The sequence below is a fragment of the Paralcaligenes ureilyticus genome (assembly GCF_004346225.1).
Lineage (GTDB): Bacteria > Pseudomonadota > Gammaproteobacteria > Burkholderiales > Burkholderiaceae_B > Paralcaligenes > Paralcaligenes ureilyticus.
In genome coordinates, this window is sequence record NZ_SMAJ01000015.1 from 1 (window position 1) to 13,661 (window position 13,661).

A 13,661-nucleotide genomic window follows, 5' to 3' on the forward strand; every position below is an offset into this window, starting at 1 on the left:
TTGGTGAGCGTCAACGCACCCGTACCGGCATTGAAGCTGGTCGCACCCGCTCCCGCTGCCTGCGTGATCGCACCCGTTTGCGTAATCCCTGTGCCACTCACCGTGAGGGTGCCGCTACCCACCGAAGACGTGCCCAGCAACAGCGCGTTGGCGCCATTCGATAGCGCAACGTCGTTGGCCCCACTATTGCTCAGACTCACCGCCCCGGTAAAGGTATTGCCCGCGTTGGTCAGCGTAATGGCGCCAGCTCCCGCGGTGATGCTGCTCGTGCCCGTTACCGTTAGCGCACCTGCCTGCGTGATGGCATTGTTATTGCTCGTGGCGGTCAAGACGCCACCTACCGTGCCACCGCCCAGATTCAACGCACCCGTGCTGGTCGCGGTCAACGCCCCCGTGGACAACGTGCCTAGTGTGAGCGCATTCGCATCCGTGATCTGCGTCGTGCCACCCGTCAGACTCACGGCGCCTCTGAAATCGTTGCCCGTATTGGTGAGCGTCAACGCACCCGTACTGGCATTGAAGCTGGCCGCACCCGTTCCCGCCGTCTGTGTGATTGCACCCGTTTGCGTAATCCCTGTGCCGCTCACCGTGAGGGTGCCGCTACCCACCGAAGACGTGCCCAGCAACAGCGCGTTGGCGCCGTTAGACAAGGCCACCGCATTGGCCCCACTATTGCTCAGGCTCACCGCGCCGGTAAAGGTATTGCCCGCGTTGGTCAGTGTAATGGCGCCAGCTCCCGCGGTGAAACTGCTCGTGCCCGTTACCGTTAGCGCGCCCGCCTGCGTGATGGCATTGTTATTGCTCGTGGCGGTCAAGACGCCACCTACCGTGCCACCGCCCAGATTCAACGCACCCGTGCTGGTTGCGGTCAATGCTCCCGTAGCCAGCGTGCCTAGCGTGAGCGCATTCGCATCCGTGATCTGCGTCGTGCCACCCGTCAGACTCACGGCGCCTCTGAAATCGTTGCCCGTATTGGTGAGCGTCAACGCACCCGTACTGGCATTGAAGCTGGCCGCACCCGCTCCCGCTGCCTGCGTGATCGCACCCGTTTGCGTAATCCCTGTGCCACTCACCGTGAGGGCGCCACTACCCACCGAGGACGTGCCCAGCGACAGCGCGTTGGCGCCATTCGATAGCGCAACGTCGTTGGCCCCACTATTGCTCAGACTCACCACGCCGGTAAAGGTATTGCCCACGTTGGTCAGCGTAATGGCGCCAGCTCCCGCGGTGAAACTGGCCGCACCGGCTCCCGCTGCCTGCGTGATCGCACCCGTTTGCGTAATCCCTTTGCCGCTCACCGCGAGGGTGCCGCTACCCACCGAAGACGTGCCCAGCAACAAGGCGTTGCCACCATTAGCCAGGCCTACATTGTTAGCCCCACTATTGGTCAGACTCACCGCGCCGGTAAAAGTATTGCCCGTGCTGGTCAGCGTAATGGCGCCAGCTCCCGCGGTGATGCTGCTCGTGCCCGTTACCGTTAGCGCGCCTGCCTGCGTGATGGCATTGTTATTGCTCGTCGCGACAAGGTTGCCTGTCACCGCTCCCTTGCCCAGATTCAACGCACCCGTGCTGGTCGCGGTCAACGCTCCCGTAGCCAGCGTGCCTAGCGTGAGCGCATTCGCATCCGTGATCTGCGTCGTGCCACCCGTCAGACTCACGGCGCCTCCGAAATCGTTGCCCGTATTGGTGAGCGTCAACGCACCCGTACTGGCATTGAAGCTGGTCGCACCCGCTCCCGCTGCCTGCGTGATCGCACCCGTTTGCGTAATCCCTGTGCCACTCACCGTGAGGGTGCCGCTACCCACCGAAGACGTGCCCAGCAACAGCGCGTTGGCGCCGTTAGACAAGGCCACCGCATTGGCCCCGCTATTGCTCAGGCTCACCGCGCCGGTAAAGGTATTGCCCGCGTTGGTCAGTGTAATGGCGCCAGCTCCCGCGGTGATGCCGCTCGTGCCCGTTACCGTTAGCGCACCTGCCTGCGTGATGGCATTGTTATTGCTCGTCGCGACAAGGTTGCCTGTCACCGCTCCCTTGCCCAGATTCAACGCACCCGTGCTGGTTGCGGTCAACGCCCCCGTGGCCAGCGTGCCTAGCGTGAGCGCATTCGCATCGGTGATCTGCGTCGTGCCACCCGTCAGACTCACGGCGCCTCCGAAATCGTTGCCCGTATTGGTGAGCGTAATGGAGCCGGTTCCCGCTGTGATGCTGCTCGTACCCGTGCCCGTTACCGTCAATGCGCCCGCCTGCGTGATGGCATTGTTAGTGCTCGTGGCGGTCAAGACGCCACCTACCGTGCCACCGCCCAGATTCAACGCACCCGTGCTGGTCGCGGTCAACGCTCCCGTAGCCAGCGTGCCTAGCGTGAGCGCATTCGCATCGGTGATCTTCGTCACGCCGCCCGTGAGGTCAACTGTGCCGGTAAAGTCGTTACCCGCGTTGGTCAGCGTAACGGCGTTGCCGCCCGCATTGATACTGCCTGCGCCAGCCATAATGCTGCCCGCTGTCTGTTTGATCGCGCCGCCCGCGCCTGTCGCGGTCAAGGTCAAGCCACCGCCACCCAACGCTATATTATCGGCAAGATTAATCTGATTGCCGGCGATCAGCGTCAGATTCAACACGCCTGAGTTCGTGCCCGAAATCGCTTTATTTATATTGATATCACGAGCCGCGCTAAAGCTCAGGCTGCTCGTGCCGGTTTGAGTGTATGCAAGCGGTGTAAGCAGGCTGATGTCGCCGCTTTGAGTGCCGCCAGCGCCGGTGCTAAGCGTCACGTTGGCGCCGTTGGTAAGCGCGGTAGTGATCAGGTCCACCCCCAGGGACGCCGTATTGCCTGTTGCCGCAAAGGGGTTGGCGGTATTGATGTTGGTCGCGCCGTTGCCCGCCACAATGCTTATGTTGTAAGGATCGATCAGCCAAGTGCCGGCAGCGCCAGCCGCCGCGGCCACCGTGGGCGCCTGGTCGATCGTCAGGCCGCCGTGACTGGACGTTTCGACCCAGCCGCCTGCGCCGCCGGCCGCCCCCCCACGGGCGGAAAGGCCTCCTGCCACCACTGTATTGTCATCCGACCAGACCACCACCTTGCCGCCATCGCCACGTGAGGTCGCGTCGGCATTAACGGCAGCACCGGCGGCAATATACGTGCGCTCGGCGCGCTGCAAACCTTCGCCGCCGTGTTCACCGCCGCCAATGCGAACCTGACCTCCACCCTGGGCGCCCGAAGCGTCTATGCGGGCAAGCCCGGTCACCAGCACGTCGCGATCCGACAGCAGATGCACGCTGCCTCCATGCACACCCGACACGTCGATTGTGCCGCTGTGGGAGACATCGCCACCGCTAGCCACCAAACGGACCACACCACCTTCGGTACTGACACTATTGGCCTGAATCACTCCGCTGTTGTTCACCACACTGGCCAACAGGCTATCTTTGGCTGCGGCGTTCATCAGCACCTGGCCGTCCTGGGCCCGGATCAGTTGCCTGTTTTCAGCCAAGGCATCCACGGCGCTCTGATCAACCTGCATGGACAGCAAGCGGTTATCGTTAAAGGTCAGCGTCACGGCTTTGCCTGCACCCAACGCCACGCTGCCGGCTGGGGCGTTGATCGTCCCCTGGTTGGATACCTGGCGGCCCAGCAAGGCCACATACGCGCCGGGCGCCGCGGTAATCGTGCCCTTGTTGACAATGGCGCCCGCCGCATCGCCGCTAAAGTGTCGCGTGGCCTGTGCCAGGTCGGCGTCGCTGACATTTAGCGTCGAGGCCACCAGGCCACCCACATTAACCTGGGCGCCCGTGCCAAACACAATGCCGTTGGGATTAATTAAAAACACCTGGCCATTGGCGTCAAGGCGACCCAGTATCTGACTGGCGCTGGAATCCGCAATCCGGTTCACCGCGATGGCCGCCGTATTGGGCTGCACGAAATTGACGGTGTCGTGGGCGCCAACATTAAAGGTTTGCCAATTGACAGCCAAATTCTGGCTGGCCTGCCTGATCGTAGTGGTGCTGGCGGCTTGACTAATGACGCCTGAGCCCGCCGTGATCTGACCACCCGCAGGGCCGCCTGCCCATGCTGTTAGCGGCACCCACAACAAGGTGCCGACGCACGATAAACCATTTAGCCACGCCATTGAGGCCATTCTCAGCCTCCCGCATCAGGCTTTCATTCTACAAACCAAATGAATAGGGTCAAAAAACTGTCTTGTTCTTTCGATTAAAGGCCAAAATGCAATTTACAATCACTTTGTGCAATTTTTGAATCATAAAATTCTGTCGTCGCAAACTGCCGTGTGCTCGTCATCAATAACAATACCATTAACCTTACATTATGGTAACTATTATTTCAAATGGTTATTTATAGGGGTTTCCCCGCCAAATGTACTGTGCAATTCCACTGGTAAATCTGCTATGCACTTTATCAGCTACGCTTGCGTTATGGCACCCACAAGGGGTGCCGCTACACCGGACACATGGTCATGAATGAATCCGTAACAACTATTGCTGTCGTCGGTTGCGGCGTCATTGGGGCCAGTTGGGCCGCGTATTTTCTGGCCAAGGGGTTTTCGGTCGCCGCGACCGACCCGGGCGACCACGCCGAACACAATTTGCAAAAATGGGTGCGCGCCTTCTGGCCAACCCTGGAACAGCAAGGTTTGTCGGATGGCGCATCGCTCGACAATCTGAGCTTTCATCAAAACGTGGCCGACACAGTAAGGCACGCCCAGTTCATACAGGAAAACGGACCGGAACGGCTCGATATAAAACGCCGCCTGATCGCCGACATTGAAGCCGCCGCCCCATCCGGCACCCTCATCGCCAGCAGTTCATCGGGATTACTGATCAGCGACATACAAAGCGCCGCCCAATTCCCCGAACGAATCGTACTGGGGCACCCTTTTAACCCCCCGCATCTGATTCCCCTCGTCGAAGTATTGGGTGGGAAGCTCACCTCGCAAGATAATGTTCAACGCGCCATTGAGTTTTATCGTTCAATCGGCAAGAAACCCATCCACATCCGGCAGGAAATAAAAGGCCATGTTGCCAACCGCTTGCAGGCAGCGCTATGGAAGGAAGCGTTCTATCTTGTCAACAACGATGTGATTTCGGTAGCCGACCTGGATACGGCAATTTCTTTCGGACCCGGACTGCGTTGGGCATTGCTTGGCCCATTCCTGAACCTGCATCTTTCGGGCGGCGAAGGCGGCATTGAACATGCGCTGGAGCACCTGGGGCCACCGATCGAAGACTGGTGGGCCGACTTGGGGCAGGTAACGCTTTCGGCCGATACCAACAAGAAGATAATTGATGGCGTTAAACACGAACTGGCGCCCTACGACGAAATCAGAATGCGCCAGCAACGCGACGCCGTGCTGCTGACGCTGATGCAATTGAAGAAAGATTCCGATCAGCTGCCTTGATTGCATTTCTTGCATTGATGGCACCCACAAGGGGTGCCGCTACAAAAACGTATCCATCAGTAATGTAGTGGCAGCCCTTGTGGCTGCCATTTCGACGAACAAGACGCTCTTGCATAGATGACAGGCACAAGGCCTGTCGCTACATCGTGTTTACGGCAGTCGCAAAGCACGCAACTATTTCTTCTGATCGCTGCCTGTGTTGGGCTTGAACGGGAAGGCCGAAAACATGGATCGGGATTGATCCTGCATCTGGTCCTGCATTTGCGCAAACAGATTCTTGCTCTGGTCAATATAGCTGTTCATCATGTTTTGCAGCACCGGGGTCTGGACATTCATGAACTGAGCCCAGGCTTCGGGACCAAGCTGATTACTGTACAAACCTTTGGACTGCTCGGCCATGCGGTTTTGAATATCCATGAAGGTCTGGATATTTTTCTCCAGAAAGGCACCCATCACACCCTGCATGGCGTGACCATAGAAACGAATGATTTGCGATAGGGCCGTGGACGAAAACATGGGGACGCCATCGCCCGCTTCTTCTTCAAGAATGATCTGCAGCAATATGCTGCGCGTCAGGTCTTCACCCGCCTTCGCATCGACGACTTGAAACGTCTGATTATCAAGCACCAACTGTTTAACATCAGACAGGGTAATGTAGGCGCTGGTCTGCGTATCGTATAAACGGCGATTAGGGTATTTTTTAATCAGGCGAATTGCTGGGGGTGATGAAGTTTGCGTCATGACATTAGCCGGGTGCGTGAAAGGTTCAGGACACTGTATCCGGCCATATGTCGCCAGATACAGTGTGCCGCATATTCCAAGAATACATCAGCCCATGTGCAAACCGCCATTTATCGAAAAATCGGCACCCGTCGCAAACCCGGCATCGTCGGAGGCCAGCCAAGCCACCATGGACCCCATTTCCTGGGGCGTACCCAGGCGTTTGACGGGGATGGTGGCCACAATTTTTTCCAGCACTTCGGGCCGTATCGCCCGGACCATATCGGTACCGATGTAGCCCGGCGAGATGGTATTGACGGTAATGCCTTTGCTGGCCACCTCTTGAGCCAGCGCCATGGTAAACCCGTGTATGCCTGCCTTGGCCGTGGAATAATTGGTCTGACCGAACTGACCCTTCTGACCGTTGACCGAGCTGATATTGATAATACGCCCCCACTGCTGTTCAACCATGCCCTCCATGACTTGCTTGGTGACGTTAAAAAGACTATTCAAATTGGTATCGATAACCGCGCGCCAATCTTCCTGGCTCATTTTGCGAAATAGCCCATCGCGGGTGATCCCGGCATTGTTGACCAGCACCTGGACGTTGCCCAGATCTTTTTTCACACGGTCGAATGCCTCAACGGTGGACGCCCAATCCGCCACATTTCCCACCGAGGCATGAAACGTGTACCCAAGCGCAGCCTGCTCGTCGAGCCACTGCTTGAAATTACGGCTCGGCCCGCAACCGGCCACTACGGTATAGCCTTCTTTGGCTAAACGCTGGCATATCGAAGTTCCAATACCGCCCATTCCACCCGTCACATATGCCAATTTTCCACTCATTTCAGTCTCCTCTGTACTGGAATCGTTCCAGATATCTGCTGCATCCATGTGGCGCCCCGCCGCGAGCGCCGCCTGCACCTGCTGTTCGACCTAGGCCGCACGAACCTTCACATAGCGCCCCGGCGCCTCCTCGATAGGCATATAACGGGCGTTGCCCAGTTTGGACTTGCGCCGTACCTGGCTACCGGAATGCAAAGCCAGCCAGTTCGCCCAGTCGGGCCACCAGCTACCCGCATGCTGGCTCGCACCGCCGAGCCATGCCTCGGGGTCGCCGGGAATATCGGTATGCTGATAATCGTTTTCGTAGGCCCAATAATGGCGGCGTTTCTTGGCCGGCGGATTGATGACGCCCGCAATATGGCCCGACGCGCCCAGCACAAAGCGTATGGACCCGCGCAAGATGCGAGTCGAGGCATAGGCGGCGGGCCAGGGCACGATATGGTCTTCACGCGAACCATACACATACGCCGGCATCTTCAAGCTTTGCAGGTCAAGCGCATGGCCGTCGACCTTGACCCGGCCGGGCTTCTTGAGGTTATTTTCCAGGTAAGTATTGCGGAAATACCAGGTAAAAAAAGGCCCAGGCAGATTGGTGCCGTCGGAATTCCAGAACAGTAAATCGAAAGGCGGCGGCGCCAGGCCTTTCAGGTAATTGCTGACCACATAATTCCAGACCAGCTCGTTGGGGCGTAAAAATGCAAAGGTAGTGCCCAGCTCACGCGCCGACATCAGGCCGGATCGCCCGATCTGGCGCTCTCGCGTCTGGGCATGCGCCTCATCGACGAATACGTCGAGCACCCCCGTATCGTCAAAATCGAGCAGCGTAGTCAGCAAAGTAAGCGCGCTGACCGGCTCTTGCCCTTTGGCGTGCGCCAACGCCAAGGCCGAGGCCAGCAAGGTGCCCCCAACGCAAAAACCCAGCGCGTTGATCTGTTTTTGCCCGGAAATGGCGCACGCAACGTCAAGCGCCGTCAACACCCCTTCTTGCAGGTAGTCGTCCCAGGTGGCCGAGTCGACACCATCGGTATCGGAGGCCAATGGGTTGCGCCAGGACACCAGCATTACCGTAAACCCTTGTTCGGTCGCATACCGCACAAACGAATTTTCGGGTTGCAAATCGAGTATGTAGAATTTATTGATGCACGGAGGAACAATCACCAAAGGCTTTTGATAAACGGACGGGGTGACTGGCGAATACTGAATGAGCTGAAACAGCCGGTTCTCGAAAACGACCGCGCCCGGTGTGATGCCTACGTTTTTGCCAAGTTCGAATTTGGATTCATCGGTTTGCGACAAACGGCCCTTGCGCAGGTCGCAGACAAGATTCTCCAGCCCCAGGCGAAACGACTCGCCGCGGCTTTCAATCAAGGCCTGCTGGGCCTCGGGGTTGGTCGCCAGAAAATTGGAGGGTGCCAGCGCATCGACCCATTGCATGACGGAAAAACGCAGCCGGTTGCGCACCGGCTCGGTGGCCTGCGCCGCCTCGACCATCTGCTGCATCGCTCGCGCCGACAGGAGATAGGCATGAGCCAGCAACAAGGAGCCGGGGTTGGATGACCACGCCTCATTGCTAAAACGGCGATCGTGCGTACTGCCCAGCATACCTTGTTGCGCCTGAGTGCTTAGCCGCAGCCATTCACGTGAAAATTCGGCTTGAATTTCAGCCAGCTTGTCCGATGCCACGATCACCGGGACGGGCCGTTCAGATGAAGTTGATGCTCTCATCTTGGACACCTTACGCAATTACGTTTCTTTCAATGAATCTTGGATTGCATTTAGGTGCCTGTCAATCAGGGTAAGTCGCTAGAGCGCTGCGGCCCAATCACCGGCGCACTGCCCTTTATTTACCCGTTAACCACGCCACAGTAACCATCCGTCCCGAATCGGGCCTGCGCCGATAGGAGAAAAAACGCTCCGGCTCGCCGTAGGTGCAGCAGCCGCTCAGCTCGACTCGAGCCACCCCCGCCGCCTGCAAGCGATGCCGGGCGAGGCCGGGCAAATCGGCCAGCCATTTCTTATCCGCGGCCCTGGGCGCAAAAAAGACGCCGGTACGGGAATCACGGCCCACAAATGCCTCATACACGTCGGCGCCGACCTCAAAATGCGGCTGACTGATGCCCGGCCCGACCCAGGCTTGCCATTGTGCATCGCCGTCCACCTTGGCCTGCAGTCGGCTCAAGGTTTGCTCGAGCACGCCCTCGGCCAGGCCGCGCCATCCGGCATGCGCGACCCCCACCGTACGCCCCTGGACATCGGCGATCACCACCGGCAAACAATCCGCCGTCATGATCGCCAGAACCCGGCCCGGCGCCGAAGTAACCGACGCATCGGCCGCAAGCGTCTCGCCCTCCCGATCGGCATCGGCAACCTGAACACCGTGAACCTGATTCAGCCAGAAGGGCTCGGCGGGCACCTCGGCACGCAGACGGCGCCGATTTTCCAGCACATGGGCGCTATCGTCCTGCGTGCGGCGGCCCAAATTCATGCTGGCGTACGGCCCGGTACTGACCCCGCCGGCACGCACGGTGCAAAAATAGCGCACACCGCGCCAGGCAGACCCCGTCACACTGGGCAATGCAGGGCTTTCTGTCATGTTTGCCATGTAATATTTTCCAGAACTCGAAGAAAATCATCGGCCAGCGGCGCCTCGAACGACACGCGCTCTTCAGTGGCAAAGTCATTGAAGCTCAAGGCCTGCGCATGCAGCAATTGCCGCGTGGCGCCGGCGATCAGCTTGCCGCCGTACAAAACATCACCCACCAGCGCATGATGCAGGCTCATCATGTGTACGCGAATCTGATGAGTACGCCCGGTTTCCAGCCGGCAAACCACCTCGGTCACAACCTGACCGGCCTCGGTCTGGCCGATCCGCCTGGGCTCGAAATGCGTAATCGCCTGTTTGGGCGCTATGGGGCGCTCGACCGCCATGCGCACCGGCACCCGGGGGTCGCGCCCTATGGCCAGCGTTACCGTTGCAGCCTTGACCACATTGCCATGCACCAGCGCCACATACTCGCGCTTGACCGTGCGCTCCTGCATCTGCCGGATCAAATGCGTCTGGGCCTTCTCGTGACGAGCCACCACCAGCAGGCCCGAGGTGTCTTTGTCCAGCCGGTGCACAATGCCCGCTCGCGCCACCAGCTTCAACTCCGGAAAACGATAGAGCAAACCGTTGAGCAAGGTGCCATGCCAGTTACCCGCGCCGGGATGCGTCACCAGGCCCGCCGGCTTGTTGACCACAAGCCAGTCGGGGCTTTGGGCCACGACCTGGAAATCGACGGGTTCAGGCGAGAACGCCAGCGATTCCGGAGGCAACTGCTCCCAAACGCGCAGTTTGTCACCCGGGCCGACGCTCTGCTTGACGCGCCCGGGATGGCCATTGACCAGCACATGGCCTTCCTCGATCCATACCTGCAAACGGCTGCGCGAATGCTCCGGGATCAGCATAGCCAGCACCTTGTCGAGCCGCTCGGGGCTGGCCTTCAGGGGTAGATCGAACTCGATGGGATCACCGGCGATGGAACTTTCTTTAGCGATATCTGTGTCAGGCATGGCGACAAATCATATAATCAGCCTGCAATGCTAACACCAAGGACATTTTTGTGACTCGTCTAGACCACGATTTATTCCGCTTTTTCAGCCCGAAACGCATGACACGCGGGACTCTTGTGCTTATTGCGGTGGCGCTTATCGCAGGCTGCAGCGCGTTCAAACCAGAGGTCGATAAAACGGCAGGCTGGAGTGCGGACCGCCTGTACAAGGATGCCCATTCGGAAATGAGCGATTCGAACTGGAAAGATGCCCGCACCCGGCTCGAGGCCGTCGAGTCTCGCTACCCGTTCGGGATTTACGCCCAGCAAGCCCTGGTCGACCTTGCCTACGTTAATTGGAAAGACGACGACCCTGAACAGGCATTGGCGGCCATCAGCCGCTTTCAGCAACAGTATCCGAACCACCCGGGTACGGATTACATGCTGTATCTGAAAGGGCTGGTCACGTTCACCCCGCCCAGTGCTGCATTCAGCAATATCACGCGCCAGGACCCGAGCGAGCGGGATCCCAAAGGCCTGCGCCAATCGTACGAATCGTTCAATGATCTGATCAAGCGCTACCCTAAAAGCCGCTACACCGAAGACGCCAAAAAACGCGTCACATGGCTGGTCAGCACCATCGCCGAAAACGAAACCCACGTCGCTCAGTATTACTACGAACGCGGCGCCTATGTTGCAGCAATCAATCGTGCACAAAAAGTCATCACCGACTTCCAGGGCGTAGCCATTGCCGAAAAAGCGCTCTACATCATGGTTTTAAGCTATGACAAGCTAGGCATGACGCAAGCGCGCGACGACGTCAAACGCGTGCTGGACAAAAATTTCCCCAACAGCAAATACTACAAGCAGGGTTTGGACAAACCGGTCAATAACTGGAACCCGATCAACTGGCTCTGACGCGAGCGGGGGTGCCTTGAGGGGGAATGGCAGCCACAAGGGCTGCCGCTACATAATTCACGGATACATTTTTGTAGCGGCACCCCTTGTGGGTGCCATTCACACCCCGGCAACACCCACATTTACAAAATGGCCGCGCCCGTTGCCGGTGCAGGATCGGCATCCGGAGCAGCATTTGCGCAAGATTGCCCACCCTGCTTCTTTTCATAAAAGGCCAATACCTCGGCCTGCTCGCGCGTACGTGAAAAGGGCGGCAAGCCGCGCCAGAGCAACTTGCCATACGGCTTTTCCACCAGGCGCGTATCGCCTACCATCAAGACCCCCCAGTCCTGCTCCGAGCGGATCAGGCGCCCTGCTCCCTGCTTTAATGCAATGGCCGCTTCAGGCACCTGATATTCCATAAACGGGTTACCGCCCTGTTCGCGGCAGCGCGCCAGGCGTGCTTCGAGCACAGGATCGTCGGGCGGGGCGAACGGCAGCTTGTCAATCGCCACCAGCGTCAGGGCATCGCCCGGCACGTCTATCCCTTCCCAGAAGCTGGCGCTACCGACCAGCACTGCATTTTTCCCGGCACGAAAACGCTCCAGCAAAAGCCGGCGCGAGGTCTCGCCCTGGCGCAACAACAGCCTGTCTATGCCACTGTCCTCGAACTGGTCCTGCAAGAGATCGGCAATGCGATCCACCGAACGCAGGGTGGTGCACAAAACCAGTACCCCGCCGGTTGAAGCCTTGATCAAAGGCAATAATGCATCAACAAATTTTTCGGTAAATGCCGGATGGCTGGGCAAAGGCAGGGCCTTTGGAACGTACAGAACACCCTGCCGGGCGTAATCAAAGGGCGACTCCCAGCTCAAAGTGCGAGCGTCCTGCAACCCGAGCTGCTGCACGAAATGCGTAAAATCGCCATTCACCGACAACGTTGCCGAGGTCAGTATCCAGGCCTGGTCCTCCTTGCGGCAACGCGAAAAAATCCGTGCCACCGACAGCGGCGCCTGATGCAGACGCATATGATGCAGGCTCTGCTCCACCCAGCGCACCGCGCCGCCCTCATCACCTTCTCCGCTATCCGGGTCGGGATGCAATGCGTTATGGCCCTGCCGATCGGGCTGGCTCCAGTGATACAGCCGCGCGCGAATAGCCAGGCACGAATTGGCGGCCGCCTCCAGATCGGGATGCTTCTCGGTCACGACATTCAACAGTTTCGAGCACTGATCCAGCACCTGCAGCAACTCGTCTAAAGCGCGGTCGAACGCCTCGGGCTCGGGAATGGCGTCGAAAGTGGCCTTGCGCCCCGGCAATTTATCAATGGGGCCGGCCGCCAGGCGCAGCTCGCGCGCCGCGCTCTCGAGTTTCTTGCCGATTTCGCTCCAGTTGGTGGACTCGCGTGCATAAGCCAGGCCCGCCGCCTCGATGGCGCGTGCCAAGTCCAGTAGTTGATGCGAGGACACGCTGGAACCCAGGAAACGGGTGGCGACATCGGGCAATTGATGCGCCTCGTCAAAAACCACCGTATTCACGGCAGGCAGCAAATCGGTAATCCCTTCTTCACGCAAGGCCAGGTCGGCCATGAACAAGGCGTGATTAACAACCACCAGATCGGCATCTTGCGCGTAACGCCTGGCCTTCATGACAAAACAATCGCGCACATGGGGGCAATCTTGCCCCAGACAGTTTTCACGCGTGGACGTCACGCGATTCCAGATGTCGGCCTCTTCGGGCACCTGCGCCAGATCGGATTTATCGCCGGTCTTGGATTGCTGGGCAAACACCTGAATGTGGCGCAACTGAGCCATTTCGGCGCGGGACTTCAAGGCGCGTTCGTCGCCCGCCAGGCGCTCAAGATGATAGTGACAAACGTAGTTGCCGCGGCCTTTGAGCAGCGCAATGGTAATCGGCAGGGACAGCGCCTCGCGCAGCTTGGGTAAATCGCGGCGGAACAGCTGATCCTGCAAGGTTCGCGTGCCGGTGGACACCAATACCTTGGCGCCGCTTAAAAAAGCGGGCGCCAGATAGGCCCAGGTCTTGCCCGTGCCCGTGCCCGCCTCGGCCACCAGCGTACCGTGGTTCTGTATGGCGCTTTCGATGGCCTGGGCCAGCTCCAGCTGGGCCGGGCGCGGACGATAGTCGGGCACGACCGCCGCGAAGGGGCCATCCTGGGCAAAAATATCGGAAAGCTCTTGTAAAAACATCGAAAATTACAATTCTTAATGGATTCAAGCGTGATGATACGCGG

General features: G+C 58.9%; 9 protein-coding genes. 2 read left to right on the top strand and 7 right to left on the bottom strand.

Annotated features, from left to right (window positions below; all coding sequences use genetic code 11):
* Positions 1–4,136: beta strand repeat-containing protein (locus EDC26_RS15850; protein WP_132584405.1), on the bottom strand; the 4,136-nt coding region annotated here is incomplete at its 3' end.
* A gap of 336 nt (positions 4,137–4,472) precedes the next feature.
* Between EDC26_RS15850 and EDC26_RS15855 the strand changes: the two genes are divergently transcribed.
* Positions 4,473–5,414, top strand: a complete 942-nt coding sequence (locus EDC26_RS15855; protein ID WP_132584407.1) for a 3-hydroxyacyl-CoA dehydrogenase NAD-binding domain-containing protein — start codon at positions 4,473–4,475, stop codon at positions 5,412–5,414.
* A 174-nt stretch (positions 5,415–5,588) separates the two neighbouring features.
* On the opposite strand, the gene phaR is transcribed toward EDC26_RS15855, so the two are convergent.
* The 5 genes from phaR to EDC26_RS15880 all read right to left on the bottom strand — a co-directional run bounded on the left by phaR (position 5,589) and on the right by EDC26_RS15880 (position 10,532).
* On the bottom strand, positions 5,589–6,155 hold the full coding sequence (gene phaR, locus EDC26_RS15860) for a polyhydroxyalkanoate synthesis repressor PhaR (protein WP_132584409.1): 567 nt from the start codon (positions 6,153–6,155) through the stop codon (positions 5,589–5,591).
* A gap of 87 nt (positions 6,156–6,242) precedes the next feature.
* Entirely contained in the window at positions 6,243–6,980 is a 738-nt protein-coding gene (gene phbB / locus EDC26_RS15865; RefSeq protein WP_132584411.1) for an acetoacetyl-CoA reductase, read from the bottom strand.
* Between the two features lie 90 nt (positions 6,981–7,070).
* Complete coding sequence (gene phaC, locus EDC26_RS15870; RefSeq protein WP_132584413.1) at positions 7,071–8,705, bottom strand: class I poly(R)-hydroxyalkanoic acid synthase; 1,635 nt, start codon at positions 8,703–8,705, stop codon at positions 7,071–7,073.
* A 115-nt stretch (positions 8,706–8,820) separates the two neighbouring features.
* On the bottom strand, positions 8,821–9,582 hold the full coding sequence (gene pgeF, locus EDC26_RS15875; protein ID WP_132584415.1) for a peptidoglycan editing factor PgeF: 762 nt from the start codon (positions 9,580–9,582) through the stop codon (positions 8,821–8,823).
* Positions 9,570–10,532 (bottom strand): RluA family pseudouridine synthase, encoded by a 963-nt coding sequence (locus EDC26_RS15880; RefSeq protein ID WP_132584417.1) that lies wholly within the window; start codon positions 10,530–10,532, stop codon positions 9,570–9,572. The genes pgeF and EDC26_RS15880 overlap by 13 nt, the downstream gene beginning before the upstream one ends.
* A 98-nt stretch (positions 10,533–10,630) precedes the next feature.
* Between EDC26_RS15880 and EDC26_RS15885 the strand changes: the two genes are divergently transcribed.
* A complete protein-coding gene (locus EDC26_RS15885; protein WP_132584565.1) occupies positions 10,631–11,428 on the top strand; it encodes an outer membrane protein assembly factor BamD in 798 nt (265 codons plus the stop codon).
* Positions 11,429–11,550: 122 nt separating this feature from the next.
* On the opposite strand, the gene yoaA is transcribed toward EDC26_RS15885, so the two are convergent.
* Positions 11,551–13,617 (bottom strand): DNA repair helicase YoaA, encoded by a 2,067-nt coding sequence (gene yoaA / locus EDC26_RS15890; protein ID WP_132584419.1) that lies wholly within the window; start codon positions 13,615–13,617, stop codon positions 11,551–11,553.
* Positions 13,618–13,661 lie beyond the last annotated feature (44 nt).

Excerpts from the sequence above, each read along its gene's own strand:
- EDC26_RS15855 (WP_132584407.1), top strand. The coding sequence starts at position 4,473 with ATGAATGAATCCGTAACAACTATTGCTGTCGTCGGTTGCGGCGTCATT.
- phaR (WP_132584409.1), bottom strand. The coding sequence starts at position 6,155 with ATGACGCAAACTTCATCACCCCCAGCAATTCGCCTGATTAAAAAATAC.
- phbB (WP_132584411.1), bottom strand. The coding sequence starts at position 6,980 with ATGAGTGGAAAATTGGCATATGTGACGGGTGGAATGGGCGGTATTGGA.
- phaC (WP_132584413.1), bottom strand. The coding sequence starts at position 8,705 with ATGAGAGCATCAACTTCATCTGAACGGCCCGTCCCGGTGATCGTGGCA.
- pgeF (WP_132584415.1), bottom strand. The coding sequence starts at position 9,582 with ATGGCAAACATGACAGAAAGCCCTGCATTGCCCAGTGTGACGGGGTCT.
- EDC26_RS15880 (WP_132584417.1), bottom strand. The coding sequence starts at position 10,532 with ATGCCTGACACAGATATCGCTAAAGAAAGTTCCATCGCCGGTGATCCC.
- EDC26_RS15885 (WP_132584565.1), top strand. The coding sequence starts at position 10,631 with ATGACACGCGGGACTCTTGTGCTTATTGCGGTGGCGCTTATCGCAGGC.
- yoaA (WP_132584419.1), bottom strand. The coding sequence starts at position 13,617 with ATGTTTTTACAAGAGCTTTCCGATATTTTTGCCCAGGATGGCCCCTTC.